Here is a 24,050-nt window from a genome sequence, read left to right as displayed (position 1 = left end):
TCCCCCAACGCGGGATCGGAGCCGGTACGTCCTAGAGCAACGTCTTGTCCAGGCCAAAACGCGTCTTGAGCGCTTCGACCAGCGCCTCGCGCGCGCCGCGGTCGGTGAGTTGCACATCGAGCATGACCCGCCCGGAATCCCATTCCTTGATGGTGCCTAGCAACTGGCCGCCTTCGGTACGGATCTTGTACTGGCGACTGATTTCCTTCACCTTGCGCGATTTGCCTTCCTGGGCCTGCTTGCGGATGGATTCCACTTCGCGGCTCGACAAGCCGTCGGTCATGATGCGTGCTGCCAGGTCGCGCGTGCGGTCCTCGCCGGCGAGCTTGAAATAGAGCGTCAGCTCGTACCCCGCCGCAATGCCGATAGCGTTCGGCCGTTCGCGCATGACACCGAGCACCGATTCCGGCAATCGCAGCAAGGCGAGCGTCTTGTTCACCGTGCCGGCGGAGATGCCGGTCAGTTCGCAGATGTCCTCCTCCTTCTGTACCTTGCCCTCGTCCAGCAACTGGCGCCAGGCGATCGCATTGTCGAGCGCGGACTGGTCCGACCGCTGCTCGTTGAGCATGAAGGATAGGCGGTAGAAATCCAGATCACTGAGATCATTTTCGACAAAGCATTCCATCTCCAGCTTGCCGGCGGATGCCAGGGCACGCTTGCGATAGTGGCCATCGATCAGGATGTAGTGGCCCGGACGGGATGGGTCCGGAGCGGCAAGGCCGGGCGTCTTCTGTCCGTGCGTGGCGATCGACGCGGCACGCTCCTGCACGACGGCAGGGTCGTAGATCCGGCGGGCGTTGAGCGGATTGTCGTGCAGGTGGGTCAGGAGAATGCGGACCAGAGGGCGGGAGCTCTCCGTTTCGGCACTTTCAGCGCTGAAAGACAGCGCCGGTTCTGGCGGGCGACCCTGTAGCAGCCCGTTCGGATGCTGCGAAATTGCGGCCTCCGCGCGCGCAAAACGGTCCATGGAATCGTTACGGGTCTTTTCCGCTGCCATGCCGGCCAGCATGCCTGCTTTCAGGCTCTTCAGTTTTGTAGCCATGCCTTAATGCTCAATCAAAGACAACACTTCATCGACCATCATGTCGACCTCCTGCACGGCTTCGCGCGCGCCAGCGACACCGTGGACGGTGCAACCGATCGCCTGGCACTCCCGGAACGCCGAACGCGAACCGATCATCGAATTCAGCAGAGGAACTTCGCCGTCGTCACCAAGGATCTCGATTGCCTGACGCGCGATGGAAACACGCCTTTGCACCATGTTCGCCATCACGCGAATCAACAGCGTTTCATTCTGGACTTGCGCGTGTTGTGCGAGGGTTTTTGCCGCCACCGCAGCCCACAGGTCGGGCGGTGACGGAACCACGGGGATGATGGCCAGATCGGAAATCAGCAGGGCGCTGGACGGCGCAGCCGAGTGCACGGCCGGCGGGCAGTCGACAACAATGTAGTCGTAGTCATTGACGAATTTGCGGACTTCCCGGTGCATTGCGCCGCCGGACGGCGCCAAACCAATTACCGAGGCGGGGAAAGGACGCTCGTCGCTGGCCTGAGCCGCCCATCTTGTCGCCGTGCCTTGTTCGTCCATATCGACAAGCATCGAGCGCGCGCCCCGCAGGCCCAGCGTTCCGGCCAGATGCATGCTCACCGTCGTCTTGCCACACCCGCCCTTCTGGTTGAAGACTGTGATGATTTTTGCTGCCACAAGGACCTCTCTTTCAGCGCTGAAAGTGCGCGGTTAACTTTAGGCGCCACTTTAGCCAAATCCAGGTGGCGCATCAACCGTATTCTAAATTTTTATAACATTTGTAGTTAGACAAGCGAGTGCGATCACTCACCGCGATGGGGTGAAACTGCCAATGTTTGATATTTCCGCTTGAAATGCGGCAGTCAATCCGCCTAAAGTATTTGTAGTGCGCTTTACGGCGCACATGACAGACCAGGACAAATCTGGTTATGATGCGCCCTACAGTCGAGTCAAGTCGTGTCAACCTCGTCGGCTTCCGTTCGGTATCTACGAGAATCAACGTGCTTGAACGGTTGTTTGCGTGGTGTACAAGAGAACTTGCTTCGAAAGGAAATTCCTATGGCAACCGGTACGGTCAAGTGGTTCAACGAGACCAAGGGCTTTGGCTTCATTACCCCGGACGACGGCGGTGCGGATCTGTTTGCGCACTTCTCCGAGATCCAGGGCGCTGGCTTCAAGACCCTGAAGGACGGTCAACGCGTGACCTTTGAGGTCAAGCAAGGCCCGAAGGGTCTGCAGGCATCGGCCATCAAGCCCGCCTGATGAGCGTGCGCCACGCAGCTTGCTGCGTGGCCATCGCCCGAAAACAAAAAAGGCAAGCCTCCAGCTTGCCTTTTTTGTCGTCCGCGCCTTCGTCAGCCCAGCTTGCGGACGCTGGTTCGGGACGGCTGCAGGATGAGGGCCTTCGAGGAGTCCGCATCGACCTTGGCGCCGGGGTAGACCACCAGCACGTCCTTGAGTGCCTTGCGAAACAATGCGCGAAATTTGCGCTCGCTTTCGGTTTCCGTGCCGAACTGCATCTGCAGGGCCTCCCACGGGATCTCGGTGCGTCGCTGGATTGTAAAGAATCGGTACGTTAGCCACGAGTAAACGTCCAACGCAAACGGCGACTGCTTGAGCGCCTTCAGCGCGCGCATGTCGACCGGTACGGGACGGTTAACCAACTCGTTGAAAAAGGGCTCTGAGAGCACCACAAAGCTCTCGAACATGGAGCCCTGGCCCGGCTGCATGGGATCCCACCACGTCGACAGCTGATCGGCCAGCAAGTAGCCGACACGGTCGATGGACAACGGCTCGTGGCTGCTGTTCTGGTTCTGGCTTGGCGTGGACTTGTTCTGGACGATCGCGATGGTCGCCGAGAACAGGCGGATCATCTGCTGTCGGACCAGCGTCATCGTGCCGCGCTTGCCACCCGTCGCCATCGGAATGCCGAGGTTGTACATGAACTCCGACAAGGAATTGCCCAGCGAGATGCGTCGGTCTTCCACCGTGCCGGTGAATTCCCCCCGCTTCTTCTTGGCCATGATTTCCTTGCCGATCCAGGCAAGCATCAGGCGCGGATACGACCCATAGGGATAGCCCAGCGAAACCGTTTCGGAGACCAGCTTCTGCCGGCCGTTGCTGGCGCGCTCAGAGCGCTGCTGCGTGAAGTAGCCAGGCTGGATCATCAGCGAAATGTTGCCGCTGGTACGCGTCCACACGGGAGGCGCGCCTTTGGGCGCGCGATACGGCAACGTGACCTGGACGCTGGCACGACTCAGGAACCCGACTTCGCCGCTTTGCCAGGCGTCCTCGCGCTCCATGGCTTGCGCCTCGTCGAACAGACGTTGAAATTTCTCGGACGGAACCAGGCTGTTCTCGTTGCCAGGAACAATGATGCGGGATGGCTCGCCGTCCATATCCAGGACGGTGCGATCCCCCGCGGCGACCGGGGAGCGTTTGATGGGCATAGTGGCGTGCTTCGGATTACCCGCCTTTTTACGCGAACCCGTAAACCTTGTCACGCAGAAACGGGTACGTATACGTTTCTACGGTGCTTCCCTGAATGCCGATTGGGTTGAGGTGCCGTGTTTACCTCGTTGACGGCAGGCTGGTTGTCGGTGGGCAACCCGCAGGGGTTGTCCACGGATGGCCAGACCTTGGCTACAAGTAAACGATACAGATACGGGTTAACTACTTGTAAACCGTATACGGAGAGGTCAGGGCATTGATTTCAAAGAAGAATTGAACCGCCCGCGAACCAGATTCTGCGGAGAACCGTACTCAATTCTGCGAAGGCCCGAACCTGAATCTGCGCAAGACCGAACCTGTTTCAGCGGAAACCCCGAACCGGATTCTGCGTGGATAACCTGTTGTTCCCACAGGCTTTTCCACAGCAAGACAGCTCGTTAGCGTACCTGTTTCTGCGATGAAAGCGCGGTTTCGGGTGTTTGAGTGCGCCTGGGCGGCGGGTTTACGGAGTTATCCCCGCAGAAATAGGTTCGTGCTGGCATATACCCATCGCCCTTCCGCCGCAAAGCGTACCCGTTTCTGCGCCACACCAGGGCAAAGCGTACCTGATTCTGCGCTAAGGCCCGGTGCAGCGCTGGGACCTCGCGGGCGTACCCAATTCTGCGGCGTACCTATTTCTGCGATCTCGGCTCAAGGTGGGAGCGCAGCGTGACCGTACCCATTTCTGCGTCCATCGAGACGACTCCTGTTGAGCCTAGCGTACCCGTTTCTGCGGATACTTCCCGGGCGGCATCAGAACCTTCATCGCACATTCTATTATACACCGGGCCTTGGCTAAAAGCCAGTGCTTACTTTCAACGTATACGTGGTCGCATGGGGGTATCTCGCCCGTACCCGTTTCTGCGATGCGCGCGCTGCCGGACGCGGCCAATCGATGTCGGCCCGACATGGAGTTGCTACCCCGCGTACCTATTTCTGCGCTTCGTTGTCGTCAGGAAAACCAAAACGGGCGTACCCATTTCTGCGGAGTGCGTAAACATCGAGCTCTAGGCGGCTGCATGCCGCGCTGCAACATGGCGCGTACCCGTTTCTGCGAGGAAAAGTGATGCTGACCGACGCACCTGGTGGAGTGTGTTTACGCAACGCCGGCGAGGCCCTTCGCGCGTATCCAGGCTTCTGCGTACCCATTTCTGCGGGCCAGTTTCCGGCGGGGGGTTGCGCGCGGCCCGCTGCGTACCTGTTTCTGCGGACAAGAGGCGGCGGCAGCGTACCCATTTCTGCGTGGTGCGCCGCAATGCGTTACTTCAAACGAATGGGATTCGAGCGCGGGCGTACCCGTTTCTGCGAACGAGAGCTAGCCGCGGAAGAATGTGCTGTAGCAGTTCGGGGACTGCACCGCAGTGGGCCAGGAGGAAGGGGATGAAAACGGCGCCGACTGGCGTACGCTGGTGGCGCCGGGCACAAAAAAACCCGCCTCGGGGGCGGGTTTCTTGTCGTGGCGCGCAGGGCGCGCCGCGTGCCAGCTTACAGCGGGGTGATGTTCGCGGCTTGCAGACCCTTCGGGCCGTTCTTGACTTCGAACGACACACGTTGGTTTTCCTGCAGCGACTTGAAACCGTCCGAGCGGATTTCCGAGAAGTGAGCGAAGAGGTCGTCGCCACCTGCGTCCGGCTTGATGAAGCCGAAGCCCTTGGCGTCGTTGAACCATTTGACGATACCGGTTTGCATGATTTGCTTTCCAGAAAAAATAAAATAAACGAATGACGAATGCGCCACTCTACACGGAACTCAAGGAAAGGACACCATGGACAACCGAAGTACCAGACGGTGGCTAACGAATGAACTGTTGCCTCGTCGCTTGAATCTAGTGCGATTTATACGGGGGATCGATGCTACCGTCAAGCTCGGGATGGCCCGTAGCGGGGGCTGGCATCACATTCCTGCGCTGTGGGATCATCACGCGCTTTACATGTTGTTCATGCGTCGGCGCGGGCACCTGCGCGGCCATTCTGCGCCAGAGTACGCTGGCCGCAGCCCTGTGCGCCATGCGTGCTCAAGTCATGGCCGCCGCTACACCTGCCGTGGCGGCTGTTGTCCATGCGGCAGCCCGATGCCATAACGACAGACTTTCAGGAGACCTTTGATGTCGATACCGGAACCCGCTTCCAAGGCGGCCGGCCCCGCCGCAGGCCAGCCCACGCCCTCCCTGCTCGAGCGGATCTTCAGGCTATCCGAACACCAGACCGATGTGCGTACCGAAGTCCTGGCGGGGATGACCACCTTCCTTACGATGGCGTACATCATCTTCGTGAACCCGTCGATCCTCGGGGATGCCGGCATGCCCAAGGATGCGGTCTTCGTGGCAACCTGCGTGGCGGCCGCGATCGGCACGCTGATCATGGGCCTGTACGCCAATTATCCGATTGCCATGGCGCCGGGCATGGGCCTGAATGCCTACTTCGCGTATACCGTGGTGAAGGGCATGGGTTTTGCTTGGCAAGCCGCGCTGGGCGCCGTGTTCATCTCGGGCTGCCTGTTCCTGCTGGTGACGCTGTTCCGCGTGCGCGAAATGATCGTCAACGGCATTCCGCACTCGATCCGCGTGGCGATCACGGCGGGCATCGGCCTGTTCCTGGCGATCGTCGCGCTCAAGAACGCGGGCATCGTTACCGCCAGCCCGGCCACGCTCGTCACTATCGGCGACCTGCACCAGCCGTCCGCCGTGCTCGCGATCGTCGGCTTCTTCGTTATCGTTTCGCTGGACCAACTGAAGGTGAAAGGCGCCATCCTGATCGGCATCCTGCTGACCACGGTGCTGAGCTTCCTCTTCGCTGGCAATACGTTCCACGGCGTGTTCTCCTCGCCGCCGTCGATCAGCCCCACGCTGTTCAAGCTCGATGTGTCCGCGGCGTTGTCGATCGGCATCATCAACGTGGTGCTGGTCTTCTTCCTGGTCGAACTGTTCGATGCGACCGGCACGCTGATGGGCGTGGCCAACCGCGCCGGCCTTCTCAAGGCCGGCCGCATGGACCGCCTCAACAAGGCGCTGATGGCTGACAGCACGGCCATCATGGCCGGCTCGTTCCTCGGCACGTCGTCGACCACGGCCTATATCGAAAGCGCTTCGGGCGTGCAGGCGGGGGGACGCACCGGCCTTACTGCGGTGACTGTTGCGGTCCTGTTCCTGGCCTGCCTGTTCATCGCGCCGCTGGCCGGCACGGTTCCGGCCTATGCCACCGCGCCGGCACTGCTCTATGTGTCCTGCCTGATGCTGCGCGAGCTGCTCGATATCGACTGGAATGACGTGACTGAAGTTGTTCCGGCCGTTCTGACGGCGCTCGGCATGCCGTTTACCTATTCTGTGGCCAATGGCGTGGCGTTCGGTTTCATCACCTACGCGGTGCTCAAGCTGCTGACCGGACGGGCCCGGCAGGTGCCGGCGATGGTGTGGATCATCGCGGCCGTGTTTATCTTCAAGTTCTACTATCTGCCCGGTCACTGACACTGGGAAGCCGTAGCATCGCCTGTCCGAAATGCATGCTGCGGCGACTGCCGCGTACCCGTTTCTGCGTGGTATGGCGCAACAAGGCGTACCCGTTTCTGCGGGGCGGTCACACCCTGGCCCATTGCCATGGAAGCGCCTATTTGGGAAAAATGCAGCGAATGCGATGCTTCATGTGCGCTTCATCCCAAAGGATGAGTCCGGCATGAGATTGGTCGGACATCCCCCACTCGGGGCTGGACAAACCGCTGCAAATGCACTGAACTAGAGACGTGGCAAACGGAGGGGCGCGTGACGCGCCCCTTCTCGACTCCGGTTCATCCCGGCAAGGCGCCAGCGAGCGCCGTGATATATCTTCGGCAAGTCCGCCCGTCGTGGGACGCATCCGATCAGACCGTATTTCAATACGGCATCGCCACCACGAAGACAGAGCGTGCGGACACACGTGCGCCAAACAGACAAGAATTTCAAGACAGAAGAGTGGTAAACGCGAACGTGTAGTGCCGGGGGTGTTGTACAACGGGGATCAGATATGAACGCAGGAGAAATCCGGCGACCCGCCATCGGGCCCATCAGCGAGTCCGCCAATCGTTCCATGCATCGAACCTGGGCAGTGTTGGGAGACGCCACAGGAGATTCAGCGACCCGCAAGATCCGCCATGACGGCGCAGCGGTGTCCGACGTGACCACTCTGCTCGAGGAAGGCGATTTGTCCTCGACCACGCGCCAGGCCGTTGAGAATCTGCTGCGGCGGCATCGGCTGCTTGAAGCCGAGCTGGTCCGCCAGCGCGAACTGCTGCAGGAATGGATCCTGAGCCAGCAGACCTACAAGGCGCTGTACTACCAGTATTCCGGGCAGACGCCCGAGTCGCCGCGCGTCGAGTTGATGCGCGAGCGCGATATTGTCCGCCGCCGTCTCCAAGAGGAACTGCACCTGGGCAGCGATCCGCTCGCCGCCATGGGCGATCCGGCGCATAGTCAGTCCAGTTCGTGATACCGACGTCGAGTCCGCGGCGTGCGCACCGGCCGGGAGGGTCGGTGCCAATGCGCCGGGAAACCGGGGTGAACAATAAGCCCAACGTCCGGGAGATCGTTATGGACCGACTGTGCAAGGCGCCGGCACGCGCTGCGCAGGTCGTGGTCGTGTCGCGTCATGAGGATTTTGGTTTTACCCCTGCCCAGTTCGGGCCGGGCTGGGACGTGCGCCGCATCCAGCAGGTGCGCGACCTCGAGCGGGTCGTCCGCGGGAGCGCGCCCATGGCGGGCGTGATCGACCTGCAAGCCGAATACAGTGATGCAGAATTCGCGCAACTGGAGCAGAGCCTGCAACACCAGCACGTGACGTGGGTGGCGATCACCACCGACGCCCAACTGGCGGACCAGCGCGTGCGCATCCTGATCCGCGATTACTGCGTCGACTACGTGCGTACGCCCTTCTCGCACGACGAGTTGTTGTACACCCTCAAGCACGCGCATGGCATGGCCTGCCTGCATCATGGCCGCGCCACCGAGATGGCGTCGCACGGCGCGATGATCGGCGAATGCGCGCCCATGCGCAGCATGTTCCGTTCGTTGGCGAAAGTCGCGCACAATGAAGCGCCGGTATTCATTTCGGGCGAGTCGGGCACGGGCAAGGAGCTTGCCGCCCAGGCGATCCACGAAGCCTCGAGCCGGCGCAAGGGGCCATTTGTCGCGATCAACTGCGGTGCCATTCCATCGCACCTGGTGCAGTCGGAACTGTTCGGCTACGAGAAGGGCGCCTTCACCGGTGCGAACCAGCGCAAGATCGGCTGGATCGAGCAGGCGCAGGGCGGCACCTTGTTCCTCGATGAAATCGGCGACCTGCCGCTCGAAAGCCAGGTGGCGCTGTTGCGCTTCCTGCAGCAAGGCACCATCACACGGCTGGGCGGACACCAGTCCATTCCGCTGGATCTTCGCATTATCTCGGCCACGCACGTGGACCTGGTGGCGGCGCAGGCCGATGGCCGCTTTCGCTCGGACTTGTTCCACCGGCTGTGCGTGCTGACGCTGACGATTCCGGCGTTGCGCGAGCGTGGCGAGGACATCCTGCTGCTGGCCAATGTCGTGCTGGCCGAGCATGGCCACGAAGCCCACCGGCGCATCCGCGGATTCTCCCCCTGCGCCACGCAGGCGATGATGCAGTACGCGTGGCCGGGCAATGTGCGCGAGCTGATCAACCGGGTGCGGCGCGCCATCGTCATGACCGACAACCGCAAGATCACGGCGGAGGACCTGCAGCTGCATGGGGGAACGGAGCTGCCGCGCAAGACGCTCGATGCCATTCGCGAAGAAGCCGAGCGCGAGGCGATCCGCAGCGTCATGGCCAGCCACGGCTTTCATGTCGTGCCCGCCGCGCGCGAACTGAACGTGTCGCGCGTGACGCTGTACCGGCTCATGCACAAGCACAACATTCGCGTGGAAACGCAGCCTGCCGCAGGCGAGTAGCACCGGCCCGTCACGCTCCAGGTCGCGCGGCTGTAGCGCACCTCAGGCGCTCCAGGGAAAGGGGAACTGGCGACGTCCGCTCTCCGGTTCCCCTTTCCCCATGCCTTGCGGCACGTCAGCGCACAACGGTGTTGGCCGGCACGGATGGCTTGCGCGCCGTCCCGGCGGTGTCTTGCGTCCCGGCGGCCGGCGTGGTCGCCAGGTTCATGCTGATCTTGCCGCGCGTATGGCGCGGCTGCGCATAGCCGCCTTCACTGTGGCGGCCGGGCGCCGTGTCGCGGCGGTCCAGGCCATCGCGTGCCTGCCGCTCACTCGGCGTCGCGGCGCCCGGGTCCTGCTTGAACTGCAATTCGCCCCATGCCCAGCCAAAACCGCGCACATAGATATCGTTGCTCACGGCAGCATGCGAGTTGGCGCTGGCATTGTCGGGCCGGTCGAACCAGGCATAGCTGGCCGCTGCGGCGCTGGTCGAGAACAGAGCCAGGGCGGCGGCAAGGCATCCGGCTTTCATGGGTCGCTCCCTCCCTTGGTGGAAAAAAGTGCCCGCCGGGGGACGGAGCACAAATTCCTGCTGGTTTGCGGCGCTCTCCTGTGGCGCGCCGTGGTCCAGGTCTAGTGTCCCGTCCTGCGCCGGTATGCCGAAATCGCAAGCGCCCGGCTCCACAGCGCGCAAGGCGATACGGGCCGCTCGGGCAAACGCGGATACGGCAGCAACGGCGCCGACAACAGATCGATCACGGACGGTGGCGGTCCTGCCAACCGGTGCGAGCGCCGACGTGCCGTCATGCGTGCTGGCGGATGACGCATGGCTGGGGCTCCTCCTGCATGCTGCAGGTCATTTTGCTATGTCTCTTGACGACTCCCGTTCAGACAGAGAGCGACAAGTATGCCAATGGCCGCAAACGCTTGTTTTATGCGGCTTTCGGGGAAGTGCAAGGGGCTCATGGTGGGCTTGCGCCGCGGCCGCTGACGAATCGGTTACGTTGCTGCAACGCCGACATTCCCAATCTTGCACCGCGACGGCCAGCGGGCTTAAGACTCACATGCCGCGATCCCGCGCCCCGCGCGGCATGACACCTCGGCAGGCGCAAAGCCTGACGAATCGGGTGCGGTTACAGCGCTGATACAGGCGCCACGTCCGTATCCCTTGCACGCTGGCACGGCAGGACGCAGAAACGGGTACGCTTCAACGCAGTGGTGAGGTGGGTTGCGCCGCAGCCGCCGACTCGCTGGCACCGCTCGCGGTGGCGCCCGAAATTGGCTTGGGGCCGGGCTGGCTACGCTCGCAGCCCCCGGTGACGAGGCTCAATCCGAGCAGAAGGAGGGCGGTCAGGATCCGCCCCGGGGTGATTAGGGTCACATTGCCTCCTTTCGCAGTCCTTGCGGCGCAGGTCGCGTCACAGGCGCTGGCAAGCGTGCCTTGTCTTACTGTAGCAGGTTGGTTCCGCACTGCCGGGCATGGCGCCCCCGGCTCGGTGAAGCGCACCAATGCGCAGTATCATGAACGCAGGTGCCGCGTCCGCTGCGTGCTGTCCCTAATGCTGCGAAGGACCTCCCGAGCATGGCCGCCGAAGAACATAACCTGCCAGATGACCGACATCGCCACTCCGGCGCGTCGCGTCCGCCCCCGGGCGCGCGGCGTTACCTGCCTGATCGCCATACCGGGCAGCGCACCGTCCGCGTGGTGACGGCCGCCGTGCAGTCATGGTTTGCCCACCGCGCCGCCAGCAAGGGCGCGGCGCTGTCGTTCTACATGCTGTTCTCGCTGGCCCCGATCCTGGTACTCGTGATTTCCATCGCGGGGCTGTTCTTTGGCGCCGAAGCGGCGCGTGGCGAGATCTTCGAGCAGCTGCAGGGTCTGGTCGGCGAGCAGGGCGCCAGCGCGATCCAGGGTATCCTGGCCGCCACGCACCGTGCCGGCGGCAGCGGCCCGGCCGCCATGATCGCCACGGGCATCCTGTTTGTCGGCGCGACCAGCGCCTTTGCCGAGCTCAAGAGCAGCCTGGACGATATCTGGCACGTGCCCGTGCCGGCCACTGCGGGCTGGCAGCAGCTGCTGCGCTCGCGCCTGCTGTCGTTCAGCCTGGTGCTGGTGCTGGCGTTCATGTTGCTGGTGTCGCTGATCGTCAATGCCGCGCTGGCCGTGGTGGAACGCTTCTGGGGCCAGCTGTGGACGCAGTCCTGGTTCGCGCCGGTGGCGGACGTGTTGTCCACGCTGTTCTCGTTCTCAGTCGTGACGCTGCTGTTCGCAGTGATCTTCAAGATGCTGCCCAATGCACGCATCGCCTGGCGTGACGTCACCATGGGCGCGATCATCACCGCGCTGCTGTTCTCCGTCGGCAAGCGCGGGATTGGCCTCTATCTCGGCAACAGCGCGGTGGCGTCTTCCTACGGGGCGGCGGGCTCGGTCGTGGCGCTGATGCTATGGGTGTATTACTCGGCACAGATCTTCTTTTTCGGTGCCGAACTCACGCGCCAGTACGCGCTGCAGTTTGGCAGCTTGCGCGGCCAGCAGGTGGATGCGATTCCCGGGGCGGGCGGCGAACCGGTAAAATAGCGCCCCATTCCCTTTCGTGCGTGCCCGCAGTGCCGGCCCGACCGCCCGCGTGCGGTCCTCGCTGTTGCCCGGCCGGCCCCCGCATGCCGGGCCCTGCAATCCTCCCGATTCCTATCCGCCGTGAGCTCGCTCGTTTCCGAAATTGCGCGTCGACGCACCTTTGCCATTATTTCCCACCCTGACGCGGGTAAAACCACGCTGACCGAGAAGCTGCTGTGGTTCGGCGGCGCGATCCAGGTGGCCGGCGAAGTGCGCGCGCGCAAAGCAGACCGCCACGCCACGTCGGACTGGATGGAGCTGGAGAAGCAGCGCGGCATTTCCGTGACGTCTTCGGTGATGCAGTTCCCGTACCGTCGCGAAGCTGCCGATGGCAAGGCCGAGGAGAACATCGTCAACCTGCTCGACACGCCGGGCCACGAGGACTTCTCCGAGGACACCTACCGCACGCTGACCGCGGTCGACTCGGCCGTGATGGTGATCGACTCGGTCAACGGCGTGGAAGCGCAGACCATCAAGCTGCTCAACGTCTGCCGTCTGCGCGCGACACCCATCCTCACCTTCATCAACAAGCTTGACCGCGAAGGCCGCTCGCCGATCGAGCTGCTCGACGAGATCGAGGACGTGCTGCAGATCCAGTGCGCGCCCATGACGTGGCCGATCGGCATGGGCAAGGCGTTCCGCGGCGTGTACCACCTGATCGACGACAAGGTGCAGCTGTTCGATCCGCGCGGCGACAAGGGCACGGCGGCGATTCTCGACGGGCTCGACAACCCGGAGCTGGACCGCATCCTGGGCAGCCAGGCGGATGAGTTGCGACTCGAGATCGAACTGGTGCGCGGCGCTTCGCACACCTTCGACAAGGACGCCTTTTTGGCCGGCAAGCAGACGCCTGTGTACTTCGGTTCGGCGATCAACAACTTCGGCGTGCAGTCGCTGCTCGACGCGCTGTGCCAGCTGTCACCGCCGCCGCTCGCGCGCCACACCGAAACGCGGGTGGTGGAGCCGCAGGAAGCCAAGTTCACGGGCTTCGTGTTCAAGATCCAGGCCAATATGGACCCGCGCCACCGCGACCGCATTGCGTTCGTGCGTGTGTGCTCGGGCCGCTTCGAGCGCGGCATGAAGCTGCTGCACGTGGCGCAGGGCAAGACCGTGGCGATCAACAACGCCATCACCTTCATGGCGCAGGACCGCAACACCACGGAAGAAGCCTACGCCGGCGACATCATCGGCGTGCCGAACCACGGCACCATCCGCCTGGGCGATGTCTTCACAGAAGGCGAGCCGCTCAAGTTCACGGGCATCCCGTCGTTCGCGCCGGAATTCTTCCGCCGCGCGCGGTTGAACAACCCGCTCAAGGTCAAGCAGTTGCAGAAGGGTTTGCAGCAGCTGGCCGAAGAGGGCGCTACGCAGATGTTCCGCCCGCTGGTGTCCAACGACCTGGTGCTGGGCGCGGTGGGTATCCTGCAGTTCGACGTGGTGGCGCACCGGCTCGAGCATGAATACGGTGTCGACGCGATCTTCGAATCGCATGAATGCGCGACTGCGCGCTGGCTGCGGGGCGAGCCGGGCGAGATCGAGAAACTGATTGCCAAGGCGGGCCACAACGTCGCGCTCGATGGTGCGGGCGATCACGTCTACCTGGCACCGAGCATGGTCAACCTGCGGCTTACGCAGGAGAAGTTCCCGAACGTGCAGTTCATGGAAACGCGCGAGATCGTCTGACGCCAACCTTGCACAGATGGCAAAACGGCCCGCATTGCTCCGGGCCGTTTTGCTTTACCGGAATTGCCGGATCAGTACGACAGCGTGGCCTGCACGTAGAACGTGCGCGGCATGCCGACGTACTTGCCGAAGTTCTGGTCGTTGGAGCGCGTGAAATAGCGGCGGTCGAACAGGTTCTTGATGCCGACCGCGATCTTGGCATTCTTGCCGAAGTCATAGCCGGCGCGGATGTTCGTCAGCATATAGCGGCGTGGTCTTCACGCTGCCGCCGTGCGAATAGATGTCGCTCTCGACCGATGCCTGGGCCGCGAAGGCCTGCGGAATCGCGCGCGGAAAGGTCCTGAAAAACGCGCAGCGGAAAGTGGAGCGTGCGCTGCGTCAGGACGCGATTATAAATGCGAATCTTGTCGTACTTCTGTCGTCTCCATGCATCATGTTCGATACATTGGCGACACGTGGGAAACACGTCGTGCGCGAATGTCGGCAGTTGCATGCACGCAGAATGGTGGCGCGTCTTAAAATGGCGCTTTTGCCGTCACGCTGGCGTACTTAGTGCCCGAAGCGGCGCATCTTTGTTGTCCTGCCCTGCCCGCCAGCGATCCCCGCCCATGTCTTCCCCTGCCACCCCTGCCGCCCCTGCTGCCACCGATGCGTCCGAGCGCATCTTCGGCGATACCTCGTTCCGTCGCTTCTGGTTCGCGCGCCTGTGCACCACCATCGGTTACCAGATCTTCACCGTGGCGGTCGGATGGCAGATGTACGACCTGACGCGCAACGCGTTCATGCTCGGCCTGGTGGGGCTGGTGCAGTTTCTGCCGTCTGTTGTGCTGATCCTGATATCCGGTCACGCGGCGGACCGCTTCGACCGCCGCCGCATCGTCCGTACCTGCCAGGCGCTTGAAGCGCTTATCGCCGTGGCGATGGCAGTGGCGAGCCTTTCCGGCCGGATCAACCCCGGGCACATCTTCGTGTTCGTCGCGCTGATCGGTGCCGCGCGCGCGTTCGAGACGCCGACGCTGCAGGCGCTGCTGCCCAGCGTGGTGACACCGCGCCAGTTGCCGCGCGCCGTGGCGCTGGCCAGTTCGGCGGCGCAGGCCGCCATCATCATCGGCCCGGCCATCGGGGGCTTTGCCTATGTGGCGGGTCCGGGGGTGGTGTATGCGCTGAGCGCGACGCTGTTCGCGGTCGCCGCGGTCCTCGTCAGCGGCCTGACGCTGCGCCAGCCCATGCAGCGGCTGACCGCACCGGTCAGCGTGAAGACCCTGTTTGCGGGGTTTGCCTATATCCGCAGCCGCCCGGTGCTGCTCGGCGCGATCTCGCTGGACCTGTTCGCGGTGCTGCTCGGCGGGGCGACCGCGCTGCTGCCGATCTATGCGCGCGACATCCTGCACACCGGCCCGTGGGGCCTGGGACTGCTGCGCTCGTCGCCGGCCATCGGCGCGCTGGTCACGGCGCTGTGGCTGGCCGGTCATCCGCTCAATCGCCGCGCGGGCAAGGTGATGTTCGGCGCCGTGGCGGTATTCGGCACGGCCACGCTGGTGTTCGGCGTGTCGCACTGGCTGCCCTTGTCGATGGCTGCGCTCGTCGTGCTGGGCGCGTCGGACATGATCAGCGTGGTGGTGCGCTCGACGCTGGTCCAGCTCGATACGCCCGACGACATGCGCGGGCGCGTCGGCGCCGTCAACTCGGTCTTCATTGGCGCGTCCAATCAATTGGGCGAGTTCGAGTCCGGCGTGACCGCGGCGCTGCTGGGCCCGATCGGCGCGGTGGTCATGGGCGGCGTGGGCACGCTGCTGGTGGTGGCGCTGTGGATGCGCGTGTTCCCGGCACTGACCCACCGCGACCGCCTGCACGACCATCCGCGCTGAGCGCGGGGTGGTGAGCGTACCTGTTTCTGCGTGATTGCGATCCCTGGGGCGGGAAACCAATTCCCCTTGTACCGGTCCTCTTAGAAGCAGGATCAATTGCGCAATCGCGCCCTTTGTCGGTGAATGTCCGACATTTTTACGCGATCAAGGGGCGTATATATGGCTTTGCGGCGGCTTCGGACCGTCGCGCCATGCAGATTTGCGCGCGCAGAAACGGGTACGCCCCCAAAGACAGGAGCCGCTTTTGAATAACTGGAGCATCGACGCCGCCAAAATCGAGACTGCCTGGAATTTCCTCGTGCAGTTCTCCCTGCACCAGGGCCTGAACGCCATTGCAGCCCTGCTGATCCTGATCGCCGGCTGGTGGCTGTCCGGCTGCGCGGCCGCGGCCATCCACCGCGCACTCGATCGCACCCACGTCGACGAGACCATACGGCCGCTACTCGCCAGCGCGATTCAGTGGATGGTTCGCGTGCTGACCATCGTGCTGGTGCTGTCGCAGTTCGGGGTGCAGACCGCAAGCATCATCGCCATGCTCGGTGCTGCCGGCCTTGCGATCGGGCTCGCGCTGCAGGGCACGCTGCAGAACATTGCCGCGGGCATCATGCTGGTGCTGCTGCGGCCGTTCCGCGTGGGGCAATATATCGATGCGCAGGGCGTGGCCGGTACGGTGCGCGAGACCGGGCTGTTCATGACTGAACTGACCACGGCCGACGGGGTCTGCCTGCGCGTGCCGAATGGCAAGCTGTGGGGCAGCGCGATCACGAACTACAGCGAGAACCCCTCGCGCCGCATGGACATCGAGACCACCGTGGCATTCGGCAGCGATATGCACAAGGGGCTAGACGCGCTGCGCAAGCTGCTGTCCGACGAACCGCGCCTGCTGCCCGAGCCGAAGCCCGAGGCGATGGTGGTCAACTACACGCAGCAGGGCATTACGCTGAACCTGCGCTGCTGGACCTCCAACGAACACTACTGGGCCGTGCGATACGCGTTCTATGAGCGCATCAAGCACGTGCTGGAGGACGCTGGCTGCAAGATCGCGGTGCCGATCCAGGAAGTCCGTATGCCGGACCCGGGCGCAACGCCGGTCACCACGCCGGCGGCAGCCACGCCGGATCCGCGCGCCAACCCGTTGCGCCGCGCGGGCTAGGCGCGCGCGTCTTCATCGGCGAAGAGCGTGCAGGCACCCGCTTCGGCGTCGCTGACGTTGCGGCGGAAGGTCGCGAACAGGTCGCGACCCACGCCGTGACGGTTGGCGCTCAGGTCCGGCCGTACGGACTCCCGCGCATTCCACTCGGCATCGTCCAGGAGCACGGTCAGCACACCGGCGGGCGCATCGACACGCACCATGTCGCCCGTGCGCACGCGCCCGATGCCGCCGCCGTTCAGCGCTTCCGGACAGACGTGGATGGCCGCGGGCACCTTGCCCGATGCACCCGACATGCGCCCATCGGTCACCAGCGCGACATGGAAGCCCCGGTCCTGCAGCACCGTCAGCGTCGGCGTGAGCTTGTGAAGTTCGGGCATGCCGCATGACGCCGGCCCTTGCCACGGCAGCACCGCGACGAAGTCGCGCTCCAGTTCGCCTCGCTTGAACGCGGCAATCACGTCGTCCTGGTGCTCGAACACGATCGCAGGCGCTTCCACCACCTGGTGCTCCGGCTTCACCGCAGAGGTCTTGATTACCGCGCGCCCCAACCTGCCATCGAGCAGCTTGATGCCGCCGTCCGGCAGAAACGGCTGGGCGGCACCGCGCACGATGGTGTCCTCCAGCGTGGTAGCCGGACCGTCGATCCATTCAAGCTTGCCGTCGCGCAGCACCGGCTCGCGCGTGTAGGCTTCCAGCCCGCGGCCGACGACCGTGTTCACGTCGTCATGAAGCAGGCCCAGTTCGAGCAGCCCGCGGATCACCACGGAGAGCCCGCCCGCAGCCTGGAACTGGTTCACGTCGGCCTTGCCATTCGGATAGACGCGCGCGAGCAGCGGCACCGCCGCCGACAGTTCGTCGAAGTCATCCCACGTCAGCACGATGCCGGCGACACGCGCCATGGCGATCAGGTGCAGCGTGTGGTTGGTCGAGCCGCCCGTGGCGAGCAGGCCGACGATGCCATTGACAAAGGCATGCTCGTCCAGCACCTCGGCAACGGGCGTATAGCGTTCGCCGCCATGCACCAGCCGCAGCGCCTGCCGCGCCGATTCGCGCGTGAGCGCTTCGCGCAGCGGCGTGTTCGGATTGATGAAGGCCGTGCCCGGCAGATGCAGGCCCATCATCTCCATCAGCATCTGGTTCGAGTTGGCCGTGCCGTAGAACGTGCAGGTGCCCGGGCCGTGGTAGGAACGCGTCTCGGCTTCGAGCAGTTCCTTGCGGCCGATCTTGCCTTCGGCATAGAGCTGGCGCACGTGCGCCTTCTCGTCGTTGCTAAGGCCCGTGGTCATCGGGCCGCCCGGCACGAACACCGCTGGCAGGTGGCCGAACGACAGGGCGCCCATCACCAGCCCCGGCACGATCTTGTCGCACACGCCCAGGTACAGCGCGCCATCGAACATCTGATGCGACAGCGCTACCGCCGTGGCCAGTGCAATCACATCGCGCGAGAACAGCGACAGGTCCATGCCGTCCTGCCCCTGGGTCACGCCGTCGCACATGGCGGGCGTGCCGCCGGCGAACTGCGCGGTGCCGCCGGCCTCCAGCGCGGCTTCCTTGAGCCACTTCGGGAACGCTGCCAGCGGCTGGTGAGCGGACAACATGTCGTTGTACGCGGAGACGATCGCCAGGTTGGGCCGCTCGTCGGCCTTGAGCCGGATCTTGGCTTCGTCCGGCATGGCGGCGATGGCGTGCGCGAGGTTGGTACACGATATCTGGGAGCGCTCGACCTTCTGGCCCGCCATGGCGCGGGTGCGGTCGAGGTAGGCCTGCCGGGAAGGGCCGCTGCGCGAGACGATGCGGGCCGTGACCCGTTCGAGCACTGGGTGACGTGGCATAGGATTCTCCTGCAAGGTTGCTTCCAGCCTAGCGCACTTCGCGGCACGCTGCACGCGCCACGGGATCGGCGCCGGTCACGCAGAAACGGGTACGCTTGTGGCGCGCGCGCCTCGCCAAGCGGCGGGGACTCACGTAAACTGCCCGGAACTTATGCGCCGCGGGCAGACACTCAATCCATGAGGCCGCATCGGGCAGGGCCGCGCTCGCAGCGCTCGCAGTGTTCTGACCGCCATCCTTCAAGGAGTCCACGGTGAGCATGCCTGATTTCGACATGGTGTTGTTTGGCGGCACTGGCGACCTGGCGCGGCGCAAGCTGCTGCCATCCCTGTTTGAAGCCCATCACGCCGGGCTGCTGCATCCGCAGGCGCGCATCCTGGCTACGGGAAGCCAGCCGCTCAGCCAGCAGGATTACCTCGATTCGCTGGAGCAGGGCGTGCGCCCGGGGCTGGCCCATGCGCCGCCTGACTCATGGGCCGCGTTTTTGGCCCGCATCTGCTACGTGCAGGCCGACGCACGCGTGCCCGCGCACTTCGACGCGCTCGCCGAGAAGGTGCTGTCGCGCCGTCCTGAAGTCGTGGTGTGCTACCTGGCCACCGCGCCGCACCTGTTCGTGCCGATCTGCGAGCAGCTCGCGCGCACGGGGCTGAACACGCCCAATGTGCGCATCGTGCTGGAAAAACCGCTGGGGCACGACCTCGAATCGTCGGAAGCGATCAACGCCGCCGTGGCGAAGTTCTTCGCCGAAGACCAGATCTATCGCATCGATCACTACCTGGGCAAGGAGTCGGTGCAGAACCTGATGGCGATCCGCTTCGGCAATGCGCTGTTCGAGCCGCTGTGGCGGCGCGAATGGGTGCAGGACGTGCAGATCACCATTGCCGAGGAGCTCGGCGTCGAAACGCGCGGCGATTTCTATGACCGGACCGGCGCACTGCGCGACATGGTGCAGAACCACCTGCTGCAACTGCTGTGCATGGTGGCCATGGAGCCGCCCTCCAGCCTGTCCGAAGACGCCATCCGCGACGAGAAGATCAAGATCCTCAAGGCGCTCAAGCCGATCACGCCACAGGCGGTGGCCGAGAAGACCGTGCGCGGCCAGTACCGGGCCGGCGCTATCGGCGGCAAGCCGGTGGCGGGCTATCTCGACGAGAAGGGCATTGCCGCCGACAGCCGCACCGAGACCTTCGTCGCGATCAAGGCGGAGATCGCCAACTGGCGCTGGGAAGGCGTGCCGTTCTACCTGCGCACCGGCAAGCGCATGCAGTCGCGCGTGGCCGAGATCGTGATTCATTTCCGCGACGTGCCGCATGCCATCTTTCCGCGCCCGCTGACGCTGTCGCCGCAGAACCGGCTCGTGATCCAGCTGCAGCCGGAAGAGAGCATCCGGCTGTACTTCCTGGTCAAGCAGCCCGGCGACACGCTGGAGCTGACGCCGACGTCGCTCGATCTCGATTTCGCTAACTCGTTCAAGGTGCGCCGCGCCGGTGCCTATGAGCGCCTGCTGCTCGACGTGATTCGCGGCCGGCTGGGCCTGTTCGTGCGGCGTGACGAGCAGGTGCAGGCATGGCGCTGGGTCGAGCCGATCCTCGACACCTGGCAGGAAAGCAACGTGCCGCCCAAGCCGTATACCGCGGGCACGTGGGGCCCGGCTGCCTCGTCGGCGCTGATGTCGCGCGACGACGCGCTGTGGCACGAGGAAGCCTGACACGGAGACACAAATCATGCGCGAGTTCGAACATGCAACGGTGATGGACCAGGCCGAAGCGCTGGCGATCTCCATCGGCCATGCGCTGGACCTGGCGATTCGCGTCAACGGCTGGGCCGTGCTTGCGGTCTCGGGCAGCCGCTCGCCGATCCCGATGTTCGAGCGCCTGCGCTACCGCCCCGTGCGCTGGGAAGCCGTGACCGTCACGCTGGTCGACGAACGCGCGGTGCCGCCAGATGATCCTGACAGCAACGGCGCGCTGGTGCGCGCGCACCTGCTGCGCGAGGCCGCGGGGCGCGCAGCGTTCGTGCCGCTGATCGCCGACGCCGCCGAAGTGGCCGCTCCGGAGCGCGCGGTGGCGCGCCTGAACCAGGCGTACCGCCAGCCCGACGTGATCGTCCTCGGCATGGGCGAGGACGGCCACACCGGTTCGCTGTTTCCCGACGCGCCCGAACTGCAGACTGCGCTGAGCGACCCCAAGCCTGGCTACCTGGTCACGCACCCGGCCAACGCGCCGCATGTCCGCGTGACGCTGAACATGGCCGCGATACTGGCCGCCGAGCGGACGTTCCTGGCCATTGCGGGCGAGGTCAAAGGCAAGGTGCTCGATCGCGCCAAACAAGGGCCGACGCCTGCCTTGCCGGTCAGCATCGTGCTCGCCAACCAGCGTCACGGTTTCGATATTTTCCGCGCATGAGCCATGCCATGACTGCTTCGGCCGTGTCTGTCGACGACACCTACCCGCGCCTGCTTGCCGACGTGGGCGGCACCAACGTGCGCTTTGCGCTCGAAACGGCGCCGATGCAGATTGGCGCGGTGACCGCCCTGAAAGTGGCCGACCACGCGTCGCTCGAAGCGGCCATGCGCCACTATCTGGACGGCCTGCGCGCCGCGCGCGCCACGCTGCCGCGTCATGCGGCCATCGGCCTGGCCAATCCGGTCACCGGCGACCAAGTGCGGCTGACCAACCACGACTGGGCTTTCTCGGTCGAGGCTACGCGGCAGGCGGTCGGGCTGGAGCGGCTGGTCGCCATCAACGACTTCACTTCGCTTGCACTGGGCTTGCCTTACCTCCGCGCGAGCGATCTCGTGCAGGTGCGGCCGGGCCAGGCCGTGGCCACCGCGCCGCGCGCGCTGGTGGGACCCGGCACCGGACTTGGCGTGTCGGGTCTTGTGCCGTGTCCCGCTGGCAGTGCCGTGGCCTTGGCGGGAGAGGGCGGTCATATCGAGCTGATGCCCGTGACCGATGACGAGTGGATCGCCTGGCAAGCCGCGCACCGTACCTTCGGACGCGTGTCGGCGGAGCGTCTTTTGTCGGGCATGGGGCTGTCGCATATCCACGCCGCGCTGTCCGCAGAAACGGGTACGCTCGCCGACGCGCCGCTGACGCCGGAGCAGGTCACCACGGGCGCGTTCGAGCGCCACGATCCGCTCTGCGAGCGCACCATGGCGGTATTCTTCGGCCTGCTCGGCTCGGTCGCGGCGGATGTGGCGCTGGTGCTCGGCGCGCTCGGGGGCGTTTACCTGGGTGGCGGCATCCTGCCGCGTTTCGTGCCGGCGCTGCAGGCGTCCGCGTTCAACGCGCGCTTCGTCGCCAAGGGACGCATGCAGGGCTACCTCGACAAGCTGCCGGTATACGTGATTACCGCCAGCTATCCCGCGCTGCCCGGGCTGGCGCGCGCGCTGGCGGATACGCTTCATCCCGGCCAGCCAACGATCGGATAAGACATGCGTGTGTTGCTGGTGGAAGACGATGCCATGATCGGCGACAGCGTGAAGCTCGCGCTGCGTCAGGAAGGGTTTGCGGTGGACTGGGTCCAGGACGGCGAGGCCGGTCTTGCCGCCGCCACGCCCGTGGGTGGGCCCGGCGACGCAGCCTGCTATGACCTGATCCTGCTGGACCTCGGGCTGCCGCGCCGGTCGGGCCTGGACGTGCTGCGCGCGCTGCGTGCGCGCGGCGTATCCACGCCGGTGCTGATCCTGACCGCGCGCGACGCGGTGGCGGACCGCGTGGCCGGGCTCAATGCGGGCGCCGACGATTACCTCGTCAAGCCGTTCGACCTGCAGGAACTGGCCGCGCGCATGCATGCGCTCGCACGCCGCGCGGAAGGACGGGCCGAGCCGATCCTCAGCTACGGTGCCATTTCGCTCAACGCGGCGACGCGCGAAGTGACGCTGGGCGGCGAGCCCGTGCGGCTGTCCGCGCGAGAATTCTCGCTGCTGTCGGCGCTGATGGCGCGTCCGGGCAAGGTGTGGTCGGTGGCGCAGTTGCAGGAGCGCTTGTACGGCTGGGACGACGAAGTCGGCAGCAATACGGTGGAGGTCTATATCCACGCGCTGCGCAAGAAATTCGGCGCCGCGCTGATCCGCAATATCCGGGGCGTGGGCTATGTCGTGCCCCGGCTCGAAGAGGAACCAGGACACTGATGCGCTCGATCCAGCGAACCTTGCTATGGTGGCTCGCCGCCGGCCTGCTCGCCGGCATTGCCATGGCCACCGTGCTGATCTACGGGCAGGCCCGCCAGGAGGCCAATGCGCTGTTCGACTACCAGATGAAGCAGGTCGCCGCCGCCTTGCCGAGCCAGTTTGTGGACCCGGTGGCGGCGCCGTTCATCATGGAAGGGGGCGCCAGCGCCGACCTGCTGCACGCGGACGAGGACGTGGTCATCCATATCTGGGACGGCTCGGGCCGCAGCCTGTACCTTTCGCACGCGCATCCGGCGTTGCCGGCACGGGCGGAACTGGGCTTTTCCAATGTCACCACCGGCGAAGGCGAATGGCGGCTCTACAGCATGCAGCTGGGACCCGCCGTGGTTCAGATCGCGCAGCCCATGAGCGCGCGGCGCACGCTGGCCGCGCGCATGGCGCTGCGCACCGTGGCGCCGCTGCTGCTCCTGCTGCCGTTGCTGGCCTGGCTGGTATGGATGGCGGTGGGCCGCGGGCTGCGGCCCTTGCGCGAGATCGCCACCGAAGTGCGGGCGCGCGACGCCAGTTCACTCGCGCCGCTGGCCAAGCGCCCGATGCCCGACGAGATCGCGCCGCTCAGCGCCGCACTCGACCAGTTGCTGGGACGGCTGTCGCACGCGCTCGATACCCAGCGCGCGTTCGTGGCCGATGCCGCGCACGCGCTGCGCACGCCACTGACGGCATTGCAGTTGCAGGCGCAACTGGTGGAGCGCGCCGAAGATCCGCAGGCCCGGCGCGAGGCGGTCGGCAAATTGCGCCAGGGGCTGGAGCGCCTGACCCATCTGGTGGCGCAGTTGCTGACGCTGGCGCGCCAGGAGCCCGGCGCGGTAACGCTGCCGCATGAGCCGCTGGACCTGCCCGAGCTGGCAGCCGGCGTGGTGGCCGATATGGCGCAGGCCGCGCTCGACCGTGAAATCGACCTCGGCATGGACGCCGACAGCCTGCCGGCAGCCCGCATACGCGGCGATGCCGATGCCCTGCGCATCCTGCTGACCAACCTGATCGACAACGCGCTGGCGTACGTTCCGCGCGGCAGCCGCGTCGACGTGCAGGTGAGGGCGCCGCAAGGCAGCCAGGTGGAGCTGGTGGTCAGCGATAACGGGCCGGGCATTCCCGCCGCCGAGCGCGGGCGCGTCTTCGACCGCTTCTACCGCTTGCCCGATGCCCCCACCGGCGGCAGCGGACTCGGGCTGGCCATCGTCGCCGAGATCGCGCAGTCGCATGGCGCCAGCCTGGCGCTGGAGGACGCTGCGCCCGGCCTGCGCGTGCGCGTGACGTTCCCGGCCGCCTGAGCCGGCTC

The 24,050-nt window shown here is 64.9% G+C and carries 20 protein-coding genes; 13 read left to right on the top strand and 7 right to left on the bottom strand.

The window, feature by feature from the left end; all coding sequences use genetic code 11:
- Window positions 1-31: 31 nt before the first annotated feature.
- Complete coding sequence (locus AC3FKG_RS05000; protein ID WP_488742558.1) at window positions 32-1,042, bottom strand: ParB/RepB/Spo0J family partition protein; 1,011 nt, start codon at window positions 1,040-1,042, stop codon at window positions 32-34.
- Between the two features lie 3 nt (window positions 1,043-1,045).
- The gene (locus AC3FKG_RS04995) at window positions 1,046-1,705 is read right to left on the bottom strand and encodes an AAA family ATPase (protein ID WP_483712825.1); all 660 of its coding nucleotides are present in this window, start codon (window positions 1,703-1,705) and stop codon (window positions 1,046-1,048) included.
- Between the two features lie 381 nt (window positions 1,706-2,086).
- On the opposite strand from AC3FKG_RS04995, the gene AC3FKG_RS04990 reads away from it, so the two are divergent.
- Window positions 2,087-2,290, top strand: a complete 204-nt coding sequence (locus AC3FKG_RS04990) for a cold-shock protein (protein ID WP_042880443.1) — start codon at window positions 2,087-2,089, stop codon at window positions 2,288-2,290.
- Between the two features lie 92 nt (window positions 2,291-2,382).
- Here the strand turns inward: AC3FKG_RS04990 and AC3FKG_RS04985 are convergent, their stop codons facing one another.
- Together AC3FKG_RS04985 and AC3FKG_RS04980 are read right to left on the bottom strand one after the other, a co-directional pair.
- A complete protein-coding gene (locus AC3FKG_RS04985) occupies window positions 2,383-3,477 on the bottom strand; it encodes a replication protein RepA (protein ID WP_483712826.1) in 1,095 nt (364 codons plus the stop codon).
- Window positions 3,478-5,002: 1,525 nt separating this feature from the next.
- Window positions 5,003-5,206, bottom strand: a complete 204-nt coding sequence (locus tag AC3FKG_RS04980) for a cold-shock protein (protein WP_006159057.1) — start codon at window positions 5,204-5,206, stop codon at window positions 5,003-5,005.
- Between the two features lie 415 nt (window positions 5,207-5,621).
- Here AC3FKG_RS04980 and AC3FKG_RS04975 point away from each other — a divergent pair, with 415 nt between their 5' ends.
- From AC3FKG_RS04975 to AC3FKG_RS04965, 3 genes are all read left to right on the top strand, one after another.
- On the top strand, window positions 5,622-6,980 hold the full coding sequence (locus AC3FKG_RS04975; protein WP_488742557.1) for an NCS2 family permease: 1,359 nt from the start codon (window positions 5,622-5,624) through the stop codon (window positions 6,978-6,980).
- A gap of 682 nt (window positions 6,981-7,662) precedes the next feature.
- Window positions 7,663-7,974, top strand: a complete 312-nt coding sequence (locus AC3FKG_RS04970) for a hypothetical protein (RefSeq protein WP_483712829.1) — start codon at window positions 7,663-7,665, stop codon at window positions 7,972-7,974.
- A gap of 101 nt (window positions 7,975-8,075) precedes the next feature.
- Window positions 8,076-9,446: a sigma 54-interacting transcriptional regulator gene (locus AC3FKG_RS04965; protein WP_488742556.1), complete on the top strand. Its 1,371-nt coding sequence runs from the start codon at window positions 8,076-8,078 to the stop codon at window positions 9,444-9,446.
- Window positions 9,447-9,561: 115 nt separating this feature from the next.
- Here AC3FKG_RS04965 and AC3FKG_RS04960 read toward each other — a convergent pair whose 3' ends face one another.
- Window positions 9,562-9,957 carry a hypothetical protein gene (locus tag AC3FKG_RS04960; RefSeq protein WP_483712831.1) on the bottom strand — a complete coding sequence of 132 codons (396 nt, stop codon included), beginning with the start codon at window positions 9,955-9,957 and terminating at the stop codon, window positions 9,562-9,564.
- A 1,050-nt stretch (window positions 9,958-11,007) separates the two neighbouring features.
- On the opposite strand from AC3FKG_RS04960, the gene AC3FKG_RS04955 reads away from it, so the two are divergent.
- Both AC3FKG_RS04955 and AC3FKG_RS04950 read left to right on the top strand, forming a co-directional pair.
- Window positions 11,008-12,003, top strand: a complete 996-nt coding sequence (locus tag AC3FKG_RS04955; RefSeq protein WP_483712833.1) for a YihY/virulence factor BrkB family protein — start codon at window positions 11,008-11,010, stop codon at window positions 12,001-12,003.
- Window positions 12,004-12,123: 120 nt separating this feature from the next.
- The gene (locus AC3FKG_RS04950; RefSeq protein ID WP_488742555.1) at window positions 12,124-13,725 is read left to right on the top strand and encodes a peptide chain release factor 3; all 1,602 of its coding nucleotides are present in this window, start codon (window positions 12,124-12,126) and stop codon (window positions 13,723-13,725) included.
- 71 nt (window positions 13,726-13,796) lie between these two features.
- Here AC3FKG_RS04950 and AC3FKG_RS04945 read toward each other — a convergent pair whose 3' ends face one another.
- Entirely contained in the window at window positions 13,797-13,967 is a 171-nt protein-coding gene (locus AC3FKG_RS04945) for a hypothetical protein (protein WP_483714523.1), read from the bottom strand.
- Between the two features lie 366 nt (window positions 13,968-14,333).
- Here AC3FKG_RS04945 and AC3FKG_RS04940 point away from each other — a divergent pair, with 366 nt between their 5' ends.
- Both AC3FKG_RS04940 and AC3FKG_RS04935 read left to right on the top strand, forming a co-directional pair.
- Window positions 14,334-15,593, top strand: coding sequence for an MFS transporter (locus AC3FKG_RS04940; RefSeq protein ID WP_488742554.1), 1,260 nt, complete (start codon window positions 14,334-14,336; stop codon window positions 15,591-15,593).
- A 244-nt stretch (window positions 15,594-15,837) separates the two neighbouring features.
- Window positions 15,838-16,746, top strand: a complete 909-nt coding sequence (locus AC3FKG_RS04935; RefSeq protein ID WP_483712836.1) for a mechanosensitive ion channel family protein — start codon at window positions 15,838-15,840, stop codon at window positions 16,744-16,746.
- Here the strand turns inward: AC3FKG_RS04935 and edd are convergent.
- Entirely contained in the window at window positions 16,743-18,578 is a 1,836-nt protein-coding gene (gene edd / locus AC3FKG_RS04930; protein ID WP_488742553.1) for a phosphogluconate dehydratase, read from the bottom strand. The genes AC3FKG_RS04935 and edd overlap by 4 nt on opposite strands.
- Before the next feature lie 257 nt (window positions 18,579-18,835).
- Between edd and zwf the strand changes: the two genes are divergently transcribed.
- From zwf to AC3FKG_RS04905, 5 genes are read left to right on the top strand one after another with little or no spacing between them, the layout of a single operon-like run.
- Window positions 18,836-20,284, top strand: coding sequence for a glucose-6-phosphate dehydrogenase (zwf, locus tag AC3FKG_RS04925; protein WP_483714429.1), 1,449 nt, complete (start codon window positions 18,836-18,838; stop codon window positions 20,282-20,284).
- Window positions 20,285-20,300: 16 nt separating this feature from the next.
- Window positions 20,301-20,981 (top strand): 6-phosphogluconolactonase, encoded by a 681-nt coding sequence (gene pgl / locus AC3FKG_RS04920; RefSeq protein WP_488742552.1) that lies wholly within the window; start codon window positions 20,301-20,303, stop codon window positions 20,979-20,981.
- A gap of 8 nt (window positions 20,982-20,989) precedes the next feature.
- Window positions 20,990-22,009: a glucokinase gene (locus AC3FKG_RS04915; protein ID WP_483712839.1), complete on the top strand. Its 1,020-nt coding sequence runs from the start codon at window positions 20,990-20,992 to the stop codon at window positions 22,007-22,009.
- Window positions 22,010-22,012: 3 nt separating this feature from the next.
- Window positions 22,013-22,711 carry a response regulator gene (locus AC3FKG_RS04910; RefSeq protein ID WP_488742551.1) on the top strand — a complete coding sequence of 233 codons (699 nt, stop codon included), beginning with the start codon at window positions 22,013-22,015 and terminating at the stop codon, window positions 22,709-22,711.
- Window positions 22,711-24,042, top strand: a complete 1,332-nt coding sequence (locus AC3FKG_RS04905) for a sensor histidine kinase (RefSeq protein WP_483712841.1) — start codon at window positions 22,711-22,713, stop codon at window positions 24,040-24,042. The genes AC3FKG_RS04910 and AC3FKG_RS04905 overlap by 1 nt, the downstream gene beginning before the upstream one ends.
- Window positions 24,043-24,050 lie beyond the last annotated feature (8 nt).

The organism is Cupriavidus sp. 22TCCZM04-2 (assembly GCF_057798895.1).
Note: the sequence above shows the minus strand (reverse complement) of the source record. Positions and strands in the feature narration are given on the sequence as shown.